17 protein-coding genes are annotated in these 24,362 nt (G+C 31.0%); 7 read left to right on the top strand and 10 right to left on the bottom strand.

The features are described from left to right. Window positions 1-2: 2 nt before the first annotated feature. Window positions 3-713 (top strand): tRNA pseudouridine(38-40) synthase TruA, encoded by a 711-nt coding sequence (gene truA, locus MOV50_RS12340; RefSeq protein WP_321778198.1) that lies wholly within the window; start codon window positions 3-5, stop codon window positions 711-713. On the opposite strand, the gene MOV50_RS12335 is transcribed toward truA, so the two are convergent. From MOV50_RS12335 to MOV50_RS12325, 3 genes are read right to left on the bottom strand one after another with little or no spacing between them, the layout of a single operon-like run. Continuing rightward, window positions 714-2,729 (bottom strand): LTA synthase family protein, encoded by a 2,016-nt coding sequence (locus MOV50_RS12335; RefSeq protein WP_321778197.1) that lies wholly within the window; start codon window positions 2,727-2,729, stop codon window positions 714-716. Window positions 2,730-2,767: 38 nt separating this feature from the next. Further along, window positions 2,768-3,520, bottom strand: a complete 753-nt coding sequence (locus tag MOV50_RS12330; RefSeq protein ID WP_321778196.1) for a YdcF family protein — start codon at window positions 3,518-3,520, stop codon at window positions 2,768-2,770. Then, on the bottom strand, window positions 3,517-4,290 hold the full coding sequence (locus MOV50_RS12325; RefSeq protein ID WP_321778195.1) for an alpha/beta hydrolase: 774 nt from the start codon (window positions 4,288-4,290) through the stop codon (window positions 3,517-3,519). Before MOV50_RS12325 ends, MOV50_RS12330 begins: the two co-directional genes overlap by 4 nt. Before the next feature lie 187 nt (window positions 4,291-4,477). Between MOV50_RS12325 and MOV50_RS12320 the strand changes: the two genes are divergently transcribed. Continuing rightward, window positions 4,478-5,683 (top strand): IS3 family transposase, encoded by a 1,206-nt coding sequence (locus MOV50_RS12320; protein WP_321777146.1) that lies wholly within the window; start codon window positions 4,478-4,480, stop codon window positions 5,681-5,683. Between the two features lie 57 nt (window positions 5,684-5,740). Continuing rightward, window positions 5,741-5,893: a hypothetical protein gene (locus MOV50_RS12315; protein WP_321778194.1), complete on the top strand. Its 153-nt coding sequence runs from the start codon at window positions 5,741-5,743 to the stop codon at window positions 5,891-5,893. 425 nt (window positions 5,894-6,318) lie between these two features. On the opposite strand, the gene MOV50_RS12310 is transcribed toward MOV50_RS12315, so the two are convergent. Beyond that, entirely contained in the window at window positions 6,319-6,726 is a 408-nt protein-coding gene (locus tag MOV50_RS12310) for a hypothetical protein (protein ID WP_321778193.1), read from the bottom strand. Window positions 6,727-6,893: 167 nt separating this feature from the next. On the opposite strand from MOV50_RS12310, the gene MOV50_RS12305 reads away from it, so the two are divergent. Together MOV50_RS12305 and MOV50_RS12300 are read left to right on the top strand one after the other, a co-directional pair. Next, on the top strand, window positions 6,894-8,099 hold the full coding sequence (locus tag MOV50_RS12305; protein ID WP_321777146.1) for an IS3 family transposase: 1,206 nt from the start codon (window positions 6,894-6,896) through the stop codon (window positions 8,097-8,099). Window positions 8,100-8,365: 266 nt separating this feature from the next. Beyond that, the gene (locus MOV50_RS12300) at window positions 8,366-8,989 is read left to right on the top strand and encodes a hypothetical protein (protein WP_321778192.1); all 624 of its coding nucleotides are present in this window, start codon (window positions 8,366-8,368) and stop codon (window positions 8,987-8,989) included. Window positions 8,990-9,117: 128 nt separating this feature from the next. On the opposite strand, the gene MOV50_RS12295 is transcribed toward MOV50_RS12300, so the two are convergent. After that, complete coding sequence (locus MOV50_RS12295) at window positions 9,118-9,669, bottom strand: outer membrane beta-barrel protein (protein WP_321778191.1); 552 nt, start codon at window positions 9,667-9,669, stop codon at window positions 9,118-9,120. 223 nt (window positions 9,670-9,892) lie between these two features. Between MOV50_RS12295 and MOV50_RS12290 the strand changes: the two genes are divergently transcribed. After that, entirely contained in the window at window positions 9,893-11,098 is a 1,206-nt protein-coding gene (locus MOV50_RS12290) for an IS3 family transposase (RefSeq protein WP_321777146.1), read from the top strand. On the opposite strand, the gene MOV50_RS13530 is transcribed toward MOV50_RS12290, so the two are convergent. Further along, window positions 11,038-11,844 (bottom strand): hemagglutinin repeat-containing protein, encoded by an 807-nt coding sequence (locus tag MOV50_RS13530; protein ID WP_415846386.1) that lies wholly within the window; start codon window positions 11,842-11,844, stop codon window positions 11,038-11,040. The two genes, MOV50_RS12290 and MOV50_RS13530, sit on opposite strands and share 61 nt — an antisense overlap. Here MOV50_RS13530 and MOV50_RS12280 point away from each other — a divergent pair. Continuing rightward, a complete protein-coding gene (locus tag MOV50_RS12280) occupies window positions 11,750-11,977 on the top strand; it encodes a hypothetical protein (RefSeq protein WP_321778189.1) in 228 nt (75 codons plus the stop codon). The genes MOV50_RS13530 and MOV50_RS12280 overlap by 95 nt on opposite strands. A 49-nt stretch (window positions 11,978-12,026) precedes the next feature. Here the strand turns inward: MOV50_RS12280 and MOV50_RS12275 are convergent, their stop codons facing one another. The 4 genes from MOV50_RS12275 to MOV50_RS12260 all read right to left on the bottom strand — a co-directional run bounded on the left by MOV50_RS12275 (window position 12,027) and on the right by MOV50_RS12260 (window position 24,354). After that, entirely contained in the window at window positions 12,027-13,232 is a 1,206-nt protein-coding gene (locus MOV50_RS12275) for an IS3 family transposase (protein WP_321777146.1), read from the bottom strand. Window positions 13,233-13,383: 151 nt separating this feature from the next. Next, window positions 13,384-15,507, bottom strand: coding sequence for a hemagglutinin repeat-containing protein (locus tag MOV50_RS12270; RefSeq protein ID WP_321778188.1), 2,124 nt, complete (start codon window positions 15,505-15,507; stop codon window positions 13,384-13,386). A gap of 67 nt (window positions 15,508-15,574) precedes the next feature. After that, window positions 15,575-16,258, bottom strand: a complete 684-nt coding sequence (locus MOV50_RS12265) for a hypothetical protein (RefSeq protein ID WP_321778187.1) — start codon at window positions 16,256-16,258, stop codon at window positions 15,575-15,577. Continuing rightward, a complete protein-coding gene (locus tag MOV50_RS12260) occupies window positions 16,255-24,354 on the bottom strand; it encodes a hemagglutinin repeat-containing protein (protein ID WP_321778186.1) in 8,100 nt (2,699 codons plus the stop codon). The genes MOV50_RS12265 and MOV50_RS12260 overlap by 4 nt, the downstream gene beginning before the upstream one ends. Between the last annotated feature and the right edge of the window lie 8 nt (window positions 24,355-24,362).

The raw sequence follows: 24,362 nt of genomic DNA, 5'->3' as shown, positions 1-24,362 counted from the left end.
TTATGCGTTGTGCTTTAATCTTGTCCTATGATGGTACTCACTTTTTAGGCTCACAGACTCAAAAAAGCTCAAACAACACAATACTTGGTAATTTACAAAAAGTCCTCTCTACTCTTAGCATAGACTCTAAAATCATAGCATCTGGAAGAACAGACAAAGGTGTTCATGCTACAGGTCAAGTTTGTCATATTGATTTACCTGAATTTTGGACAGATATTAAAAAGCTAAAAAAAGTTTTAAATGAGATGCTACCTTCTAGCATAAAAGTAAAAAATATTAAAAAAGTAGAAGCAAAATTTCATGCAAGATATAGTGCTAAAAAAAGAGTTTATCGCTACATCATAAAAGAGTCAAAAAGTAATCCTTTTGAAGCAAATTATGTGACATTTTTAGACTCTGTAGATTTTGAAGCAATACAAAAAAATATAAAACTTTTTATAGGTGAACATAATTTTTCAAACTTTAAAAAAACAGGAAGTGATACAAAAAGCAATATAAGAGTAATTTTCAGTGCATCTGCATACAAACATAAGAAATATATTGTCTTAAATTTTGAAGCTAATGGATTTTTAAGAAGTCAAATTCGCTTAATGGTTGGAGCGTTATTAAAGCTAGATGCATCTGAAATAATCTCGCAACTAAACTGTGAGAAAAATTTTAAGATAAGACCCGCACCATGTAACGGACTTTACCTCTCTAAAATAAAATATTAACTACTTTTTAACATCTGCTTGTTTATTAAAATAAGGAATATACTTAGCAGTTTCATAGATGCCAAAGGTTAAATCCTTCATCTTTTTTAGTAACTTTTCATTTTGACTTGAATGATCTTCAAGTGGGGAATCACTATATATATCAAAAAGAGCCTCATTTGTTCCGTCTGCCTTAGTTCTGAAGTAGTATTTTTCTCCAACTAGACCAATAGTAGGGTTTGAACTATGCTGGATTGTAAAAGCATATCTACTATTATCAAACTCTTCATCAAAAGCATCTCGACCTAGAGTTGTCGCAGTATATGAGATATTTGCCATAGATGCTATTGTCGGTAGAGCATCTATTTCACTTAAAACTGTGTCATATATTTTTGGCTCTTTTATAAGTGGTGAGTAGATTACAAAAGGGACTCTATGTGAGCCTAAACCTAAGTTTGAGCTACTTTCTCCAACAAATGTATGCTCACCAGTTCTTCCATCGATGCCGTGATCTCCCCAAAAGATAAAGATAGTATTTTTGTAGTACGCACTTTTTCTTGCAAGTTGGATAAAATGACCAACTGAGTAGTCCATAAATCTAAACGAGTTGTACTCTTTTACAGACTGAAAGCCATACTTTACAACTTCATCTTCACTTATGTCAGTTCTAACTTTAAAACCATAACTATCATCTGGAATAGTGTATGGTCTATGATTTCCTGAAGTTTGTATCACGCTAAAAAATGGCTCTTTTTCTTTTGAAAGTGCTTTGTTTGCTTCACGAAAAAGGTCTATATCTGAAATACCCCAAACATCATTACGAGGTGATGAGTAATCTCCCTCTTCATATAATTTTAGGTTTGTCATAGACTGAGTTAGCATACCACGAATATTTCCCCATGAAGCAGAACCACCTATGAAGTAAGACTTCTCATAACCTTTGAAATCTTGAGCAATACTATGTTGGTCAACTATAAGAGGATTTCGTGAAGAAGTACCCTTTAGTTCTACATCTGGAAGGCTTATTACAGTTGTGTAAATTGAACGAGCAGTTCCAGTTGATGGAGTAAAATAGTTTTTAAAGAAGTAACCATTTTTAGCTAAATCATTCATATATGGAGATGGGTTTAATGGATTGCCAGATAGATTAGACTTATATGAAGCGAAAGATTCTAAAATAACTATAACAATATTTGGTTTTTTACCTACTATGTGTTTTGGAGTTATCTCTCTTTTAAAGTTTAACTTTTCTTCATCTTTATCTATAACACCTAAAAAATCAGCTATCAAAGAGTAGTATTTTTGAACTTCTTTTTTATCATAAGATACTCTTCCATTTTTCCAAGTATCAAAAAAATAATGCACAGGGTTATAAGTGAGTTGAGTAGCAAAAGCGTGTTTGGAAAAAGCCGCTTCACTCCATCTAAGTGGATACTGAGAAAACTTGCTATATCCGCCAACAAGAAGAATCAAAAATGCTACAAATCCAAACATAATACCTTGGCTAATAGATACTTTAACATCTTTTTGCTCTTGGATATCAAGAATCAATCTATATGTTAAAAATATAAAAATAAAATTTGCCAAAAGTACACCTAAAGATATCCAGATAACAGGGTAACTCTCCCAAACCATTTGAGTAGAAATATCAAAATTTTCCAAAAATCTTATAGCTGTAAAATCAACTCTGGTGTGAAGATAAGCGAAGTGACCAAAGTCAATAGTATAAAACATAAAGTAAAAAGCAAATACTAAACTTAGATAAAGAAGCCAAAAATATTTAAAAAAGCTACTCTTAAATGGACTAAACCACTTAATACCACCAAATAAAAAGAGTGGTAAAGTCATTAAAATAACCATTCTTAAGTCAAATCTAAACCCAAGCCACATAGCTTGAGCATAATCACTAAAGATAAGTGGAGAAGATGGGTCAGAAAAAACCATATAAAAAACAACTCGCATAAAAACATAAAGGAATGTCAAAGAAGGTATAAAAATAAGCAAAAATCTTAATAGTTTTGGAAGTTTTAAAAACATGGATAAGCTCTCTTTATGAAAAATATAATAGAATTCTACTATTTACTTCTTAATTTACTCCATAAAATACCATAATATTCGTGCATAGCCCTTTGAGAGTTTTCAAAAGAATCAATACTTGGAAGCATAAAAAGACTAATATCATCTCTTTTTTGAAAATCCGTAGATGCTGAAATGACATTAAGTCCATAACTTGAAAATAATCTTACAGCTCTGGGCATATGACTCGCAGATGTAACCAAAATAAGAGAAGAATCTTTCACTATTTTTTTACTAAAAAGTGCTTCTTCTTTTGTGTCTTTTGGCTCTTTGCCCACGATAATATCTTCTGCTTTTACACCAAGTTCTATCGCCATTTTTGCATGCATCTGTGCATTTGAAATATCCGTTTTTCCAGCATAACCCGTAAAGATAAGTTTTGAGCCTTTTAAATGATTATAAATTACAACACCTTCCACTACTCTTGTTAAGCCTGTAGCTCTTACTTGTGAAGAGAGAGGCTGAGAAGCATCTGTGTTATGTCCACTTCCTAAAACATGAATATATTTAGCCTCTTGTTTATAGTCATATTTTGTTTGCATATCTTCTAAGTTTGTGATTAAAAAGTTTGAAGATGGAGGATAAGAGAACAAGAACATAAGAGTAAAAGCAAGATAAAGTGAAGCCGTTGAGAGCTTTTTTTTCTTCATTTTTAAAAATAAGTACCAAAAGATAAATAGTAAAAGAATCATGCCATAAGGCTCAACAAAAAAAGAAACCCACTTTTTTATAAAAAATCCAAATTCATTCATTTAAGAACTCCATTTATTTCATCAGTAACTTCTTTATCCCAAAGCAACTCTTTATGACTTAAGCCATCTAACTCTCTATAAAGAGCTAAGTTTTTTATATGTTCTTTTAGATTTATAGCATTTTGTATATATGTTGTTTCATCATCACGACTTACAAAAAGGTAAGTTTTAGCATCTATGCTTTGAACATGCTCATAATTTCTAAATTTATATCTAAAGATATTACTTAAATCTACCATAGGAAAACCACCTCTTTGTACAAACTTTTCTTTAGCAACAGATGCTATGGAGTCAAAGGAACCAACTAAAATAACTCCTAAACTTTTATGTTTACTTGCAACGAAAGAAGCGACACTTGAACCTAGTGAAAATCCAAAAATATAAAAATCTCCATAATGTTTTTGAGTTAATTTTGCGATTTGAAGTCCATCTTTAAAAAGATTTTTCTCACTAGCCTTACCCTCACTTTTTCCATAAGAACGGTAATTAAAAGAGATGATTCTAACACTTGGGTAAGTGACAGAAAGCTTATTTATCAAACCAACAACATCATGCGAACGACCACCAAAAAATAACATTGTATTTTTAAACTCTTTTGGAGTAAAAACAACACCTTCAAGCTCAACACCATCTTCACTTTTAACACTTAGCATCTCAAAACTATCGTCAAGTTCATCTTCTCGATGCAGAGTTGGAGTAAAAATCATATAGTATTGCCACTCATAAAAAATAAAAATAAGTATCATAAAAGTAAAAAATAAAAAAGCCATATAAATCATGTGGAGAATTATAGTATATTTTTTAATATATTTGACTTTATACATATAAAAGGTGTATAATCATACACATAAAAGGAAGTGATATTATGATATAATGAACCCCTAAAACTGAACCAGTAAAATTTGTTTTCTTATTTCAAAAATGATAAAATTGAAATAGAGAATATAGGAATTAAATATGAGTGCAAAAAGAAAAAGTTATAGTGCAAATTTTAAAGCAAAAGTAGTACTGGAAGTTTTAGAGGGTGAAAAAACTGTTAATGAAATAGCTAGTGGATATGAAGTCCTACCTCTAAGTTTAAGAAATTGGAAAAAACAGTTTCTTGAGAATATGTCATTAGCATTTGATAAAAGTACTGTTGTAAAAGAATACAAAGATGAAATTGATACTCTTAAATATGAAAAAGATGCAATTGCAAAAAAACTTGGAGAGACAATTGTTGAGAAGGATTTTCTTGTGGAAAAGCTAAAAAGCTTGGCCTCATCTAAAGAGAGAAAAACTCTACTTGATGCTAAGCATAAATTATCACAGAATAAGCAGTGTCAATTGCTACAGGTAAGTAAGTCGAGTTTGTACTATACTCCAACTAAACCGTTTAGTAGAGGTAAAGACTTGAAAATATTAGATGCTATAAATAATATATATTCAGACTTTCCATCATATGGAAGTAGAAGAATTCATGCTCAACTTTTAAGAGATGGGTATAGCATAGGGAAAAAGTTCGTTAAGAAAGCTATGAAGTATATGGGTATAGAAGCCTTGTATCCTAAGCCTAAGACCACTACAGCAAACAAAGAACATTATAAGTATCCATATCTCCTAAAAGATTTTAGAGATTATGCTGGACGTGTTGTAATTGAAAAAACTAATCAAGTCTGGAGTACAGATATTACTTATATCAAACTGGAAAAAGGCTTTGTATATTTAGCCGCAATAATAGATTGGCATAGTAAAAAAATACTCTCATGGAAACTTTCTAACACAATGGATATTTCCTTAGTTAAAAGTGTGTTAAATGAAGCACTCGCATTTTATCCTAAACCAGAGATATTTAACACAGACCAGGGAAGTCAATATACTTCAAAAGTTCATGTTGATATTCTCAAAAAACACAACATTAAAATTTCAATGGATGGAAAAGGTAGAGCTACTGATAATATTTGCATCGAAAGATTCTGGCGAAGTATTAAGTATGAAGAAATTTATCTGAATGAATATAAGAATATAAAATCTCTCAATCGAGCAATAAAAATATATATGAACTCTTACAACAAAAAAAGATTACATTCGGCGATTGGATATAAAACTCCAAATGAAGTTTATTATAAAGCTGTCAATAATTTAGATCCTAAAGGAGCAAAACTGTTACCACTGGTATCGTAAAGAGGTAAAATAAGAAAACTTGTTTTACTGGTCTTGAAAAAGGGAACCATTATACTTATGCATACTGGCAAAATCAAAAAGCTTAAAGGTCAAAAAGAAGTTCTTTATCGTTTAAAACTTCGCTCGTATAGAGTTGTGTATAAAAAATATGAAGATAGATTAGTGATTCTTGTAGTTCATGTAACTACTCGAGAGAGTGCATACAAGTAAATGCTTATTTTTATAGTACAATTTAAGAAACACGCTGATTAAGGGATTTAGGATATATTTGTAACAACTTTACTATGATTTAAAGTGTTTACAGTTACAAAACGGTTACAATTTTATATTTCTTCTTTTGACATATTATTTTACTTTTGATATACTTTTGTTGTGATACAAGATAACTCCTTAAGAAGCTTACTTAATTACTAAGCTTTGTTTTGGAAGATTAAAGGTTAGGGCTTCGGTCTTAGCCTTTTTTTTTTGCTATTTTTTTTTTAGCAAGTGGTGTTAGGTGTGGGATTAGGATTCTAATGTTAGGAGCTTATCTTGTATTTTAAGCTGATAGTAGTCTTTTTAGTGTTAATGGTGTTCGCACCCTCTTTATATTAATCAAAACAGAGGGATTAATTACCCCTCTGACTACTATTTTTTTATCTACAAAACTTCATCAGTTTTTCATTAAAATTTATTTTTTCTGCTTCATCAAATTTATCTCTCGGTAATGCAAATGTTCCATTAGTTGCTTTTATGATTAGCTTATCTTTTTTAAATAACTTAATACTATTTATACCAAGTATATGAAGTTCATCTAATTTCAATTGAGGTTTATTTTTAAAGTTATTTACATTATATATTTTTGTATTATATTGTAAGTTACTATTTTGATTATAATTATTTCTTCTGTTTTTATATTTTTGTTCTCTATAATATCTTTCATTTTGATTCTTTGCTTCATAATTTCTTCTTTTTCTTTCTTGATTCCGTTGTGCTTCTTCTCTTGTTTTCTTATTATCTAAATATCTTTGATGTTTAAGATTTATTTTTTGTTGGTCTAACAAATATTTATTTCTTTGATAAGTTTGATAATAATCAGCATATAGAAAAATTGGTAGTATTAATAAAATGACAATTTTGAAGTATAATGAACCCCTAAAACTGAACCAGTAAAATTTGTTTTCTTATTTCAAAAATGATAAAATTGAAATAGAGAATATAGGAATTAAATATGAGTGCAAAAAGAAAAAGTTATAGTGCAAATTTTAAAGCAAAAGTAGTACTGGAAGTTTTAGAGGGTGAAAAAACTGTTAATGAAATAGCTAGTGGATATGAAGTCCTACCTCTAAGTTTAAGAAATTGGAAAAAACAGTTTCTTGAGAATATGTCATTAGCATTTGATAAAAGTACTGTTGTAAAAGAATACAAAGATGAAATTGATACTCTTAAATATGAAAAAGATGCAATTGCAAAAAAACTTGGAGAGACAATTGTTGAGAAGGATTTTCTTGTGGAAAAGCTAAAAAGCTTGGCCTCATCTAAAGAGAGAAAAACTCTACTTGATGCTAAGCATAAATTATCACAGAATAAGCAGTGTCAATTGCTACAGGTAAGTAAGTCGAGTTTGTACTATACTCCAACTAAACCGTTTAGTAGAGGTAAAGACTTGAAAATATTAGATGCTATAAATAATATATATTCAGACTTTCCATCATATGGAAGTAGAAGAATTCATGCTCAACTTTTAAGAGATGGGTATAGCATAGGGAAAAAGTTCGTTAAGAAAGCTATGAAGTATATGGGTATAGAAGCCTTGTATCCTAAGCCTAAGACCACTACAGCAAACAAAGAACATTATAAGTATCCATATCTCCTAAAAGATTTTAGAGATTATGCTGGACGTGTTGTAATTGAAAAAACTAATCAAGTCTGGAGTACAGATATTACTTATATCAAACTGGAAAAAGGCTTTGTATATTTAGCCGCAATAATAGATTGGCATAGTAAAAAAATACTCTCATGGAAACTTTCTAACACAATGGATATTTCCTTAGTTAAAAGTGTGTTAAATGAAGCACTCGCATTTTATCCTAAACCAGAGATATTTAACACAGACCAGGGAAGTCAATATACTTCAAAAGTTCATGTTGATATTCTCAAAAAACACAACATTAAAATTTCAATGGATGGAAAAGGTAGAGCTACTGATAATATTTGCATCGAAAGATTCTGGCGAAGTATTAAGTATGAAGAAATTTATCTGAATGAATATAAGAATATAAAATCTCTCAATCGAGCAATAAAAATATATATGAACTCTTACAACAAAAAAAGATTACATTCGGCGATTGGATATAAAACTCCAAATGAAGTTTATTATAAAGCTGTCAATAATTTAGATCCTAAAGGAGCAAAACTGTTACCACTGGTATCGTAAAGAGGTAAAATAAGAAAACTTGTTTTACTGGTCTTGAAAAAGGGAACCATTATAGTGTCTTAAAAATACTTATATAAGGGCTTTCCCTAGTTTTTTATATATTTATAGTACAATTCCACTAATTATATACAGGAAATATAAATGCAAACATTTGGAATTTTTCAACAAACTTCGATCATGAGTACTTAACTAAACATTACATATACATCAACGAAAAAGATGAAGATAGACAAGATATAAAGATAGACTTAACTAGCTTAAAAAAAATGCTTAAAAAAAAGAGTAAAACAGTTGCGGGAACTATATTTTTATATAACCCAAGCATGAGTCCAATAGGTTATGATAACAACTCACAACTTAGTGAACAAGATTTTATTTATGATGGCGAATATAAAGAGTTGAATTTTAATGATGTTATGAATATTTTTTCAAAATCTATACGAGAGGGATATAGAGGGAAACTTATAGAAATTAAGTACCTTTTTAATCTTAACAAAGCCAATATTGAACCAACTCCAATCTTAGAAGAACTAGATGCTGATTTAGATAGATACAGTTCATCTCAACTTACGCGCTATGATAAAGAATTAAACTATCAAGACTACTTAAACATGCGCTTAAATGGAAAGTTTGTTTATTTTGGAAGCGGTCACAAATATGACAGACACCATAAAGAAATTATAGTTTACGCGAGGAACATTGCAACACAAGCTGTAAAACTTGGTAAAGATGTTTATTTTACACATGATAATAACTATGATGCTGATGAGTGCATAGATATCGCTTACTTTTTATCTCCGTTAGCAGCAGGTAAGATACGAGAAAAACGAGTAAACTCTTTTAAAGATGCTTTTAGAACCTGCCCACCAACTATTCAAAAACTAAAATAATGGTGGCGTTTAGAGATTCAATTGAATTTGTAGTATAAATCATCCCAGTGATTTGTCCAAGATACTGAAAGGTTTACCATATCAATTTTTTGATCATCTATACTTTCTGGCGTAGTATATAATTTATCTTAGAAGTTATAACCAATACCAATAGTATAACGATTAGTATTTTCAGTACTATTAACTGCTGAATCAGATGAAGTAGTAAAATCCATACTAGTTCTAAGTGCACTAATATTAGCTCTCAATTGTGCTGTAATAGCATATGATGCAGCAAGTCCATAACTAAATCCTTGTGTGTTCCAATCTCCCCAATCTGCGGCATACTTACCATATTCGTATCCAAACATAACACTTATATCAATTTCTTTATTTATAATATATGTAACTGTTGGTAGAAAGTCTATATTATACTCTGTAGGATTTGAAGAAGCATTACTAAGTTGCACAGATGGATTATAATCCATATTTATCGTTATACCAATAGCAATTGCGTCATTAATCGATTTCATCAACTTTCCGTTAATGTTAATACCATAATTGCCTTCCCATTCACTATCAGAACGCTCAATAATACTTGTCCCAATCCCGATTTCCTGTTTGTAGTCAAAAAAACTATCCGCTGTAGCTCCTGTTGTAATTAAAATTGACGCTAAAGCACTAAGTATTATTTTTTTCATTTTTATCCTTGATTATTATATTAAATTTTAAAAATTTGAATCATTTGATGATTAACTAATTGCGATTTAAATATTACTCCTTTTTTAAATTTGATATTATTTTTAACACTGTTAATAATACTTCCAAGGAGATAATATAATGAACCCCTAAAACTGAACCAGTAAAATTTGTTTTCTTATTTCAAAAATGATAAAATTGAAATAGAGAATATAGGAATTAAATATGAGTGCAAAAAGAAAAAGTTATAGTGCAAATTTTAAAGCAAAAGTAGTACTGGAAGTTTTAGAGGGTGAAAAAACTGTTAATGAAATAGCTAGTGGATATGAAGTCCTACCTCTAAGTTTAAGAAATTGGAAAAAACAGTTTCTTGAGAATATGTCATTAGCATTTGATAAAAGTACTGTTGTAAAAGAATACAAAGATGAAATTGATACTCTTAAATATGAAAAAGATGCAATTGCAAAAAAACTTGGAGAGACAATTGTTGAGAAGGATTTTCTTGTGGAAAAGCTAAAAAGCTTGGCCTCATCTAAAGAGAGAAAAACTCTACTTGATGCTAAGCATAAATTATCACAGAATAAGCAGTGTCAATTGCTACAGGTAAGTAAGTCGAGTTTGTACTATACTCCAACTAAACCGTTTAGTAGAGGTAAAGACTTGAAAATATTAGATGCTATAAATAATATATATTCAGACTTTCCATCATATGGAAGTAGAAGAATTCATGCTCAACTTTTAAGAGATGGGTATAGCATAGGGAAAAAGTTCGTTAAGAAAGCTATGAAGTATATGGGTATAGAAGCCTTGTATCCTAAGCCTAAGACCACTACAGCAAACAAAGAACATTATAAGTATCCATATCTCCTAAAAGATTTTAGAGATTATGCTGGACGTGTTGTAATTGAAAAAACTAATCAAGTCTGGAGTACAGATATTACTTATATCAAACTGGAAAAAGGCTTTGTATATTTAGCCGCAATAATAGATTGGCATAGTAAAAAAATACTCTCATGGAAACTTTCTAACACAATGGATATTTCCTTAGTTAAAAGTGTGTTAAATGAAGCACTCGCATTTTATCCTAAACCAGAGATATTTAACACAGACCAGGGAAGTCAATATACTTCAAAAGTTCATGTTGATATTCTCAAAAAACACAACATTAAAATTTCAATGGATGGAAAAGGTAGAGCTACTGATAATATTTGCATCGAAAGATTCTGGCGAAGTATTAAGTATGAAGAAATTTATCTGAATGAATATAAGAATATAAAATCTCTCAATCGAGCAATAAAAATATATATGAACTCTTACAACAAAAAAAGATTACATTCGGCGATTGGATATAAAACTCCAAATGAAGTTTATTATAAAGCTGTCAATAATTTAGATCCTAAAGGAGCAAAACTGTTACCACTGGTATCGTAAAGAGGTAAAATAAGAAAACTTGTTTTACTGGTCTTGAAAAAGGGAACCATTATAGTTGTTTTTGCATCTATGTTTATGTCCTTTGTTGCTTGGAGATTACTTCCTTGTATAGTTGCTTTATTTTTTGCTCTTAGTGTGATACTTTCAGCCATTACACCAGAAGCTATACTTTTTTGAGCATACTCTTCTAGTTGAGTTTGTACAGCATCTATATCTAACTCTATAGATGCACTAAGTGCTGTACCGTATGTTTGAGAAGCAGCGGTTGCTGTTTTTGTGATTTGGACTACAAGGGCTAGTTGTTTGGTGGTGAATGTTACTACGGCTAGGGCTATATTTGCTTTATAGTATTTATCATCTTCTTTTAAGTCATCTAGTAGTTCTTCGAACTCTTCTACATCTACTAGTTCTATATAGCCTACATCATTCTCATAGTCTTGTTTTACTTTAGCAAACAAACTCTCTTGTTTTTTTACTTCATCTTTATAGTCATCATAATTATCTTTTGCGGAGTCTATTGTCTTTTTTGCTTCTTGGACTGCTAATATCGCTTTATGAAGTGCAACATATTCTGTTTTTATTACAAACTTCGCTACTGCTACTCCATGTATCTCATCTGACTCTATTTCACTTGTTTCTTTGGTTTCTTTTATGGTTATATCTTCACTTGCTGTTAGGACTACATCTTTTTTAGCTTTTAGGTCTGAGCCTTCTACTAATATACTTTTTTCACTTGTTAGGTCTATATCTTTATCTGAGGAAACGCTTGACTTTTTAGCTGTTGTATCTATGGTTGTCTTTTTTACTTTATCTAGGGTTGCTCGACCTAGTTCTACTTCTAGTTGTCCTTCTCCAAATTCTAGTTCTGGTATTCTATAATGGTTCCCTTTTTCAAGACCAGTAAAACAAGTTTTCTTATTTTACCTCTTTACGATACCAGTGGTAACAGTTTTGCTCCTTTAGGATCTAAATTATTGACAGCTTTATAATAAACTTCATTTGGAGTTTTATATCCAATCGCCGAATGTAATCTTTTTTTGTTGTAAGAGTTCATATATATTTTTATTGCTCGATTGAGAGATTTTATATTCTTATATTCATTCAGATAAATTTCTTCATACTTAATACTTCGCCAGAATCTTTCGATGCAAATATTATCAGTAGCTCTACCTTTTCCATCCATTGAAATTTTAATGTTGTGTTTTTTGAGAATATCAACATGAACTTTTGAAGTATATTGACTTCCCTGGTCTGTGTTAAATATCTCTGGTTTAGGATAAAATGCGAGTGCTTCATTTAACACACTTTTAACTAAGGAAATATCCATTGTGTTAGAAAGTTTCCATGAGAGTATTTTTTTACTATGCCAATCTATTATTGCGGCTAAATATACAAAGCCTTTTTCCAGTTTGATATAAGTAATATCTGTACTCCAGACTTGATTAGTTTTTTCAATTACAACACGTCCAGCATAATCTCTAAAATCTTTTAGGAGATATGGATACTTATAATGTTCTTTGTTTGCTGTAGTGGTCTTAGGCTTAGGATACAAGGCTTCTATACCCATATACTTCATAGCTTTCTTAACGAACTTTTTCCCTATGCTATACCCATCTCTTAAAAGTTGAGCATGAATTCTTCTACTTCCATATGATGGAAAGTCTGAATATATATTATTTATAGCATCTAATATTTTCAAGTCTTTACCTCTACTAAACGGTTTAGTTGGAGTATAGTACAAACTCGACTTACTTACCTGTAGCAATTGACACTGCTTATTCTGTGATAATTTATGCTTAGCATCAAGTAGAGTTTTTCTCTCTTTAGATGAGGCCAAGCTTTTTAGCTTTTCCACAAGAAAATCCTTCTCAACAATTGTCTCTCCAAGTTTTTTTGCAATTGCATCTTTTTCATATTTAAGAGTATCAATTTCATCTTTGTATTCTTTTACAACAGTACTTTTATCAAATGCTAATGACATATTCTCAAGAAACTGTTTTTTCCAATTTCTTAAACTTAGAGGTAGGACTTCATATCCACTAGCTATTTCATTAACAGTTTTTTCACCCTCTAAAACTTCCAGTACTACTTTTGCTTTAAAATTTGCACTATAACTTTTTCTTTTTGCACTCATATTTAATTCCTATATTCTCTATTTCAATTTTATCATTTTTGAAATAAGAAAACAAATTTTACTGGTTCAGTTTTAGGGGTTCATTATAATACAACATCAGCTAAAGATTGTCCTGTTCTTTTTGTTTTTTCTAGGTCTTCTTTTATACTATTTAGTCCATCTTTTGTAAGAAGCCTAGTATCAAGTTCCCCTTCAACCCTTTATGACTGCTTATATTATAAATATCTACTTCATTGTTGCTTGCATCTCTGTTTAGCATTTTTGTATCAGAGTCTTCTTTGTTGGCTACTTGTATATTTCCACTTCCTAGAGTTGCAAGTGTTTTTGTTTTTGAGTTGGTTCTGTTGTTTGAGTAGTCTAGTGCTATTGTACTTACTCCATCTATCTCTGTTGTTCCACCTTCTATACCTTTGTTTATATTTTTAGAATTACTTGTTGTTACTCCTGATTGTATTCCTATAGACATACTTTTAGAGTTGTATGTGTTATTAAGGCTAGATGCTGTTAGAGTTTCTGTTTTTAGGTTTAAGTTACCGTTGTCATTTCCTTGTGCATCTAGTGCTGCTATAGTTGCACCTTTTAGTTTAGTGTTTTTTGCTGTAGTTATATCTACCTTGTTTCCTGTTAAGCTTGTAAGTATTGTCTGTTTAGATCTAGAGTTAGCTTTACTTTGGTTTGCTCCTAAGCTACTTAGACTTCCTCCTCCATATCCTGCACTTACTCCTATAGAGTGACTTCTTGTTTTAGCTGTGTCTTGTACAGATGCTACCTCTAGGTTTTTAGTGTTTATAACTAGAGAGTCTTTTGCTTTTACCTCGGCACCTTTTATGCTTGTTTTTTCTTTAGTGTTTATATTTATGTTATTTGCTTGAAGGTTTGAGTTTGTTTGAGTTGCTTGTTCATTTGTAGTCTCTGAGTTATCTACACTACCGCTCATGCTAAAGCCTGAACTTCCTATGCTTAGGTTTAGATGTTGGTGTTGTGTGTCTAGACTTTTATCATAGTTGTCTTTAGATGCTAGGATGTCTGTTGAAGTGGCATCTATGTTTATGTCCTTTGTTGCTTGTAGAGTACTTCCTTGTACTGTTGCTCTGTTTTTTGCTCTTAGTGTGATGCTCTCACCCATTACACCAGAAGCTATGCTTTTTTGAGCATATTCTTCTAGTTGTGTTTGTACAGCATCTATATCTAGTTCTATAGATGCACTTAGTGCTGTACCGTATGTTTGAGAAGCAGCGGTTGCTGTTTTTGTGATTTGGACTACAAGGGCTAGTTGTTTGGTAGTGAATGTTACTATGGCTAGGGCTATATTTGCTTTATAGTATTTATCATCTTCTTTTAGGTCATCTAGTAGTTCTTCAAACTCTTCTACATCTACTAGTTCTATATAGCCTACATTGTTTTTGTAATCTTGTTTTACTTTAGCAAATAAACCCTCTTGTTTTTTTACTTCATCTTTATAATCATTATAATTATCTTTTGCATTATCTATTGTCTTTTTTGCTTCTTGGACTGCTAATATTGCTTTATGAAGTGCAACATATTCTGTTTTTATTACAAACTTTGCTACTGCTACTCCATGTATCTCATCTGACTCTATCTCACTTGTTTCTTTAGTTTCTTTTATTGTTATGTCTTCATTTGCTGTTAGGACTACATCTTTTTTAGCTTCTAGGTCTGAGCCTTCTACTAATATACTTTTTTCACTTGTTAGGTCTATATCTTTATCTGAGGAAATATTTGACTTAGTAGCGGTTGTATCTATGGTTGTCTTTTTTATTTTATCTAGGGTTGCACGACCAAGCTCTACTTCTAGTTGTCCATCTCCTAGTTCTAGTTCTGGTATTCCTCCAGAATATATATGTATATTTAGGTTATCTACTGACTTTGTGCTTGTGTTTTTAGCGGCTGCTATTTTTAACTCACCGTCTGTTTGCATAGTAGTACTTCCACCACTACTTAAAACACTTCCTATAATATTTGTATCATTTTTACTTTTAATTATTAGATTAGAGCCAGATGCTATAGTGGAACCCTTGGCTTTTGAGAGGTCTTCTTGTTCATCTTTTAGAGTTAGGTCTATATCCATTTCTAGTCCCTCATCTGATGTTATTTTTACTTCTATGTAACCACTTGTTTCTTTATAACTGTGGTTGTCTTTATCGTAAGCTGATAAGATGTTTATGTTGTTTGCTGCATCTAGGGTTGGAAGATGTGCGTAGCAGTAGTTGTTTGAAAGGAAAAGTATTATTAATGCTGTTTTTAGTGGTTGCATCTAGTTGGACTTTCCTTTATTTGTTTTAAAGTGGAGATTCATGTATAGAAGTGTAACTTTTTCTACTTTACCTAACAGCACCTATCTCTTCATTTAGTAAATATTCATAAAGGTATTTTTCTTCATAAAACTTTATATGTAATCTCCAATTATCTCTACTTGGAGTGTCATTTGTTCTTTCAGGTTTTACATAATATTCAAATATTTTTTTCTCTTTATCAAATAGGATTGCATCTTCCCAGTATGTTTCATTGTACTCTTTTAAGATAGGTATTAGTTCTCCATACATATTTATAGCACTTCCACAATCTTCTTTTTTATTTATAAAAATAAGCTTCTCACCAAATCTAAAACCTTTTTCTTTCTTCTCTTTTGGAGCTAACTCTTTTGTGGCTAATAGAAGTCTTTGTTTAAACTCTTCAAAGCTATTCATAGGTTTTAACATTAGTTGCATTGCTTTATATATGTCTTCTGAAGAAGTATCATCAAAAGGGTATTCATGTTTTAGGTTTTTTGGAAGTAGTTCTGGGTTAGCTCGGTATTTTTTTAGGAAGAGGAGGAGAATTGAAAAGCTCTTTGGTTTTGTTGCAATATGTATTAGTTTTCCATTTTCATTTATATATAACTCATTGTAACCACTTTTTGTGTACTCTTTTTTTATCTCATAAAAAAATTTTTCTATTATAGAGGGAAGCTTATCAGTAAGAATATCTTCTGATTGATCTAAGTTATATTTATTGTATATATTCATTTATATTCTCCTATTAATTTTAGTTTAGTTCCTGTTTTAGGATCAGCCAAATCTGAAATACTCTCTCTAAATTTATATTGAACCCCGCCACCTACTTGGTCAAACCAAGGAGTGACTAAACTCTGCTTTGTAGGGATATCTTCTAAAACTTCTATTTTATATGCCACATAATCTTCTTTTTTTCCTGGAAGTGACAAACTTTCCCAATTTTCACCTGCTTTAGTTGTATATGTTCCTTTTGTGTCGTTCTCCAAATTATATTTATTATCATAACGTTTTAAAGAATTTTTTCTAACATAACGAATAAGTATATCCCCTTTTTGCAAATTAGTATCTTTTATTGTTCCAGGAATTGCATCTAAATCTTTAGTGTTATCTGGATATATATAGTGTTCATTTGCATCTTTAAAATTAGTTTTTTTTGTTAATGTTTGTGCTTTTGTAATTTGTAATTTTTTACTTATTTGTACAGAGTTTTTAACAATAGATTTAACACCTGCTTTACCTACAGCCGTAACTCCACCAATGCTAAGTAGTCCTTCAGCTACTTTCTCAGAAGCTAGTAATCCTTGTACAGTTGAAGCTGTTTTATCGTCATATAGTTCGTTTATTCTATTTGATGTTTTATCATCTGTAGTATTTGAATATAAATCTTTAGTAGAATCAACAACATCTTTTCCAAATTCAACTACATCATCAAGAGTATTAGAAGCTAATTCTTTGGAGTCTTTGTATATCTCTTCTTTAGATGTATTGTTGATATAATCTTTTGTGCTTTCATAAGCCTGTTTTGCTATTTCAGGTGAGTTTTTAACTGCTTCAACAATTTCTTTACCTGTTTGTATAGCTCTATCTTTAGCATCGTCTACATACAAGTCTTTTAGTGATTCTTTATTTGTTTTTTCTACATTATCTTTATAAAAGTTATTTAGATTTTCATATTCAAGAGAGGATAAGTCTTTTATATCTTTTTCCCCATTTGTAGAACCATCTTTAAATTCTTGCTGATTTTTCACAGCAAATAAACCATCAGAATTTTCTTTTAAGAATTTTTGAGCGTCTTTATCTGTTTCACCTAACACTAAAGACCAAGCTTTATCTGTACTTCGCATAGCTTCTTGCGCCAACTCATGCTCAGCACCCTGTATTTCTTCTGCTGTTGGGTTTGTTTTATTGTACTTTTGTTGTGCGTAGGTTTTTGCTTTTGTTTTTATGAAGGCTATTTCTGAGTTTTTAAGTTGTCTGTGTGCACCTTTACCTTTATCGAGCTTATTATAGTTTTTAGTATCTTGGATTATGTTGTTATTTAGTTCTTGTGGTCTGCTTAGGTTTGTACCTATATGATTATTTGTGACAGTATCAAGAGAACTGTAACCATTTGAAGCGTATTGTTTATTAACTAGGTCTTCTGCTAAATCACCCATATCTTCTGAGTATTCATTTCTATTGTTTTTATAGTTCTGTGTTTTTTCTACTCCTGCATCCCTACTTAAGTCTGCAAAGTCTGATGTCTCATTTCCTACTGAGTTTACTAGGTCTGAACTTGTATCGTTAATATTATCAGCGACATACATCTTATTTGTTTGCTCTGATGTAAAACCTTTGTAAGATGCATCTAGCATTAGTTTTACTTCACCTGCATCTAGTCCCATCTCATCTGTTAGATAGTTACTTAGTGATGTTAAGGCTTGTTCTTTTTGAGTTTGTGTAGCATTTGGGTTTCTTAATATATCTACATTCTCTTTATTTTTTTCATCATTTACGAACTTCTTTGTTCCGCTGTAGTAGTCTAGTTTATTAGTGAGGTTTTGCAGTAGTGAAGTTTCTCCGTTTGAACTATCTCCTGTTAGTGATACAGACTCTTTTGTAGCTATATCAGTTATAGATTTACCTGCTAAAATACTGATATCTATATCTTCTTTTATCTCCTTCCTACCCTCACTAGTAACAAGCCTAGTATCAAGTTCCCCCTTAAGACCTTTATGACTAGAGATGTTGTAAATATCTACTTCATTGTTACTTGCATCTCTGTTTAGCATTTTTGTATCAGAATCTTCTTTGTTTGCTATTTGTATATTTCCACTTCCTAGAGTTGCAAGTGTTTTTGTTTTTGAGTTGGTTCTGTTGTTTGAGTAGTCTAGTGCTATTGTACTTACTCCATCTATCTCTGTTGTTCCACCTTCTATACCTTTGTTTATATTTTTAGAATTACTTGTTGTTACTCCTGATTGTATTCCTATAGACATACTTTTAGAGTTGTATGTGTTATTAAGGCTAGATGCTGTTAGAGTTTCTGTTTTTAGGTTTAAGTTACCGTTGTCATTTCCTTGTGCATCTAGTGCTGCTATAGTTGCACCTTTTAGTTTAGTGTTTTTTGCTGTAGTTATATCTACCTTGTTACCTGTTAAGCTTGTAAGTACTGTTTGTTTAGATCTAGAGTTAGCTTTACTTTGGTTTGCTCCTAAGCTACTTAGACTTCCCCCTCCATATCCTGCACTTACTCCTATGGAGTGACTTCTTGTTTTAGCTGTGTTTTGGACAGAAGCTACTTCTAGGTTTTTAGTGTTTATAACTAGAGTGTCTTTTGCTTTTACCTCGGCACCTTTTATGCTTGTTTTTTCTTTAGTGTTTATATTTATGTTATTTGCTTGAAGGTTTGAGTTTGTTTGAGTTGCTTGTTCATTTGTAGTCTCTGAGTTATCTACACTACCGCTCATGCTAAAGCCTGAACTTCCTATGCTTATGTTTAGGTGTTGGTGCTGTGTGTCTTTGCTTTTATCATAGTTGTCTTTAGATGCTAGTATATCTGTTGAAGTGGCATCTATGTTTATGTTGTTTTTTGCTTGTAGAGTACTTCCTTGTACTGTTGCTTTATTTTTTGCTCTTAGTGTGATGCTCTCACCCATTACACCAGAAGCTATGCTTTTTTGAGCATATTCTTCTAGTTGTGTTTGTACAGCATCTATATCTAGTTCTATAGATGCACTTAGTGCTGTACCGTATGTTTGAGAAGCAGCGGTTGCTGTTTTTGTGATTTGGACTACAAGGGCTAGTTGTTTGGTAGTGAATGTTACTATGGCTAGGGCTATATTTGCTTTATAGTATTTATCATCTTCTTTTAGGTCATCTAGTAGTTCTTCAAACTCTTCTACATCTACTAGTTCTATATAGCCTACATTGTTTTTGTAATCTTGTTTTACTTTAGCAAATAAACCCTCTTGTTTTTTTACTTCATCTTTATAATCATCATAATTATCTTTTGCATTATCTATTGTCTTTTTTGCTTCTTGGACTGCTAATATTGCTTTATGAAGTGCAACATATTCTGTTTTTATTACAAACTTTGCTACTGCTACTCCATGTATCTCATCTGACTCTATCTCACTTGTTTCTTTGGTTTCTTTTATTGTTATGTCTTCACTCGCTGTTAGGACTACATCTTTTTTAGCTTCTAGGTCTGAGCCTTCTACTAATATACTTTTTTCACTTGTTAGGTCTATATCTTTATCCGAGGAAATATTTGACTTAGTAGCGGTTGTATCTATGGTTGTCTTTTTTATTTTATCTAGGGTTGCACGACCAAGCTCTACTTCTAGTTGTCCATCTCCTAGTTCTAGTTCTGGTATTCCTCCAGAATATATATGTATATTTAGGTTATCTACTGACTTTGTGCTTGTGTTTTTAGCGGCTGCTATTTTTAACTCACCGTCTGTTTGCATAGTAGTACTTCCACCACTACTTAAATCACTTCCTATGATATTTGTATCATTTTTACTTTTTAGAATTAAGTTTGCGTTTGATGATATAGTAGAGCCTATAGCATTTGAAAAGTCTTCTTGTTCATCTTTTAGAGTTAGGTCTATCTCTGTTTCTAGTCCTTCATCTGATGTTATTTTTAGCTCTAGATAACCGCTTGTTTCTTTATAGCTGTGGTTGTCTTTGTTATAGGCTGATAATATATTTATGTTGTTACTTGCTTCTAGGCTTGTACTTCCTCCTGAAGCTAGGTTTGAACCTTTTATATTTATGTCACCACTATTTGCTTTTAGTGAGAGGTTCTCTTTTGCTTTTAGATTTGAAGCTACATTGTTTATAGAGTTGGTTTGGTCTTGTGTCTTAGAGTAAGAAGCTTTTATGTTTATGATATCATCATCATCTTCACTCGAACCTGCCTGACCTAGTGTAGCCATACTTAAACCAAGGTTACCAATCCCTTCTACAGCTTGGTTAAATGTTAAAGATATTTTTTCATGTTGTTCCCATGTTTTATGTTCTTCTTTAGCTGTTTGTATGTTTATCTCACTAGCATCTATATCTATACTTTTTTGAGCTTCTAAGTTTGAACCTTCTATGTTTGCAGTGTTTGATTTTAGAGTTATGTTTGAAGCTTTTAAGTTTGAAGACTGGGCTGTTTTATCAAGTGCACCTATGTTGTCCATGCTAGTACTAAAAATATCACTGCCACTAAGCATACTTGTTTTTATAGTTTTAGAATCTTTATAGTCTATGTTGTAACCAGCTTTTATATTTATATCTTTTGCGCTATCTAAGGCAAGAGTTTCTTTAGCATCTAGGTTTGAACCAACTACAGCTATATCATCTTTAGTAGTTGTTAAATTTACATTAGTTGCATTTAATGATGCAGCAACATTTCTAGAAGTAGACTTTTTATTTGTAGTAGAACTTGAACTTAAAAAGCCTTCAGTTGTCTCTTTTGTTTCTTTGTATGTAAAGTTATTAACAGCTAAAACATCTATTTTTTTTGCTTTAATATTTAAGTTATCACTTGTATTTATATTTGAGCCTTTGATACTTGTCATATCTTTAGAGTTTATATTTATATTTTTAGCATTTATGTTAGATGCTAAGTGTGTCGTAGACTTTTCTTTGACATAGTTTTTAGAGTTTCCTGCTGAAAAGTCCTTTTTATCTACAGTTGTTACTATCTCAACATCTTTAGCTTCAATATTTATATCTTTAGCTTCTAACTTACTACCTTGAATTAATACTTTATCCTTAGCTTCTATATTTAAAGAGTTTGATGCTTGTATACTTGAAGCTTCACCAATCAGAACTTTATTATCTGTACCATTTAGTCTACTGTAAGAAACATTTTTGGTATAGCGTTTGTTTATAATAGAGCCATCGGTAGAAGCTAAGTTTATATTTTTAGCTTTTATATTTGCACTTATATTTGATATATCATTAGTTGCTTTTAGAGTTATATCTTCATTTGCTTTTATATTTCCATCTATATTTGTAATACTATCTGATGCCTCTATATTTAAACTTTTTCCAGCTTCAAGTCTTCCTGAATTTTTAAGAGTTGCTACTTTTAAGTTTAGACTATCTCCTGCAATTATTTGAGAACCTTGAAGTTTGAAATTATTTGCATTTGCTATATATACAACTGGAACGAGTACTTTTTCTCCTTGTACTATTTGTTCCTCCATCCAGACTATATCTTGTGTAAGTGCATTTATCTGAGCTTTACTTAGTGATATTCCTGGGCTTAGTTCTAGTGACTTATTTGCTTGTATTGCATTATCCATCAAGTATTTAAATTGCTCATTATCATTTTTAATATCACTGTTTAGAAACCTTCTTCCTGTTTGAGCAAATATACTCTTTCTTATAAGAGTATTTTCATAAAGAGCATCTCCTAGTCGTTTAGTTGTAGCTTCTGAATCATACTCAATATGACTCATAATATAATCACTACTAATAAAGTTTTCATAGAGTGCAAATTCTGGGTTTGTTTCTATTAAAAAAGTAGATAAAGGATTTTTAGTTTTTACAAATAAACCAAACTTATCTTTTGGAATAGATATGATAGTAGTTCCATCTGAATTCTTATAAGTAATATCATTCTCGTCTTCATTTACATCTGTGGAACTAGGAATGACTGCATTTTCTTTATAGCCGTTGCTGACTGTTCCTGAACTTCCTGTTATATTTTTACCTGCTTGTATCGTTGAAAATATTTTTTCAAGTACTTTTGATGATTTATCTGTTGGAAGTGCTGCCCATTTATATTTTGATTTTGGAAACAATCCTCCAGATTTCCCCCACTCATAATAATACTCTCCTGTTTTAGTATTGTGTCTATATAGTGTTTCTGAGAGATTATCTATAGTTCCAGTTGGGTTTAAAAAGTTTATATCTTCTGATGCTGATATTTCACTATAGTAGTTTTTTAAATTATCAACATTTATATTTAAGTTTTTTCCTGATGCGAGTTTTGAGAACTTCTTAGGAGAAGAGATAAGTTCATCTTCTGTAATTGTATTTGTGAATTTTCTTTGAGTTTCCTTTGGAAGACTTGTCTGTTGCAGAGTGAAATAACTAAGACCCAATAAAGATGTGTTTTTTTGAACATTAAGATTAAATTGTTTGTAAATTTTGTTTAACTTTGAATGAACATCATTATCATCATAATAATAACCTATAGGTTTCTTTTTATCATTATTTGCAAAATTTAATCCACTCCTATCTTTGTATGTGAAGAATGTCTGATGTAAATAAAGGTTCTTGGTTCTAATGAGTTCAGATTCTGGATAAAATATCCCATTTATCAGCAATCCTCTTGGTCCCACAGGTGTTCCGTAGTATGTATGTTCATCATCATAGAATAGTCTTCCACTAGCATATTTCCATTCATCTTTTACAGTGTTATAGTACTTACCCTCATTTTTTAATTCGTTATAAACATCAGAAGTATATTTTAAAGTGTATATTGTTCTAGAGCCTCCTTGCCCATCATCTTGATAGTAAAGATGGTCATAATATTCATTATTATTTCCATTTAAAAACAGTTCTATATCATAACTACCAATACTCTTAGTTCCTATTACAGCTTTCTCACCACTATTCTCAAAAGTATTTGCGTATAGATTCATATCACCATTAAGTGTCTGAATAGAAGCTCTGTCATTTATAATTTTAACTGTTTTTTCATCTAAAATATTTGCTGACATTGTTAAGTTATTTACAGCAAATATATTTGCATCTTCATTATTTAAAAGAGTATCTTTAGTATAAAGAAACATATCATTCCCACTAAACATAGTTCTATTATTTGTTAAATTATCAGAAGTTATAGTTAAATCGTTTGAGCTGTTTATGAGAGCGTTGTTTGAGATGTTTTTTGCTTTTAGTGTTATATCTACACCTGATTTTATTGTATCTTCTATTGTTATATCTGCATCTTTAGCATCTATATTCATATCTGTTTTTGCTTTTACATTTTGTAGTTTTATATCTCCATCATTGGTGATATATATCTCACCAGTAGATGCCAAGACTTCAGGTGGTAGGTTTACTCCTAAACCTTTATCTGTTCCTACAAGAGAGATTCTGTTTGCGTACATTCCACCTAGTGTAGATGAATCTAGTAGAAATAAAGTCACTTCATTACTATTTGTAGAAGATATGATTTGTTTAGTATTAGCATCTATACTATTTTTACCTAGTTTAATTTCTAAGTTTTTTGCATGTATATCAGCATTTAGTTTTAGAAAGTGAGTATATATATAAGTGCTATCTGAACCCATGGCATCTAGTCCACTACCTTCTATACTTATATCTCCTCCAAGTATGTTAAAAGATTCTAAATTTCCTCTGTTTATAATAGGGGTTCCTGTACTAAGAGTTACACTAGAGGTATTTATAAATCCTGCTCCATTTATACTAATTCCATTTGGATTTGCTATGACTAGGTCTGCTCTTTTTCCTGCTACTTCGGTATAACCATTTAGTCTACTTCTAGAGGTACTTGTTACTTCATTTAGTATTACTTTTGCATTTGAAGTTAGGTTTTTATTACCAAATATAAAACCACCTAGTTGAGTATTTACAGTTGTATCTCTGGAGTTATTTAGGATAAGACCTTGCGTCTGGACATTGTACTCTCTAAACTTATTGTGAGAGAGTCCTGATGCATTAGGATTTGCTATATTTACTACAGGTACATTATTTCTTGCTTTGTCAAGTGTGGTGTTTGTACTTCCATCTGTTTGGATAGAAGCAGCGTGTAGTGGTAAGAAGATTAAAGTGTATGAGATTAGTAGTGATATGGTTTGGGTTAGTTTTTTCATTTTATGAG

It is taken from the genome of Sulfurimonas sp., assembly GCF_029027585.1.
Taxonomy (GTDB): Bacteria; Campylobacterota; Campylobacteria; order Campylobacterales; family Sulfurimonadaceae; genus Sulfurimonas.
This window is presented reverse-complemented; position numbering and strand designations above follow the sequence as displayed.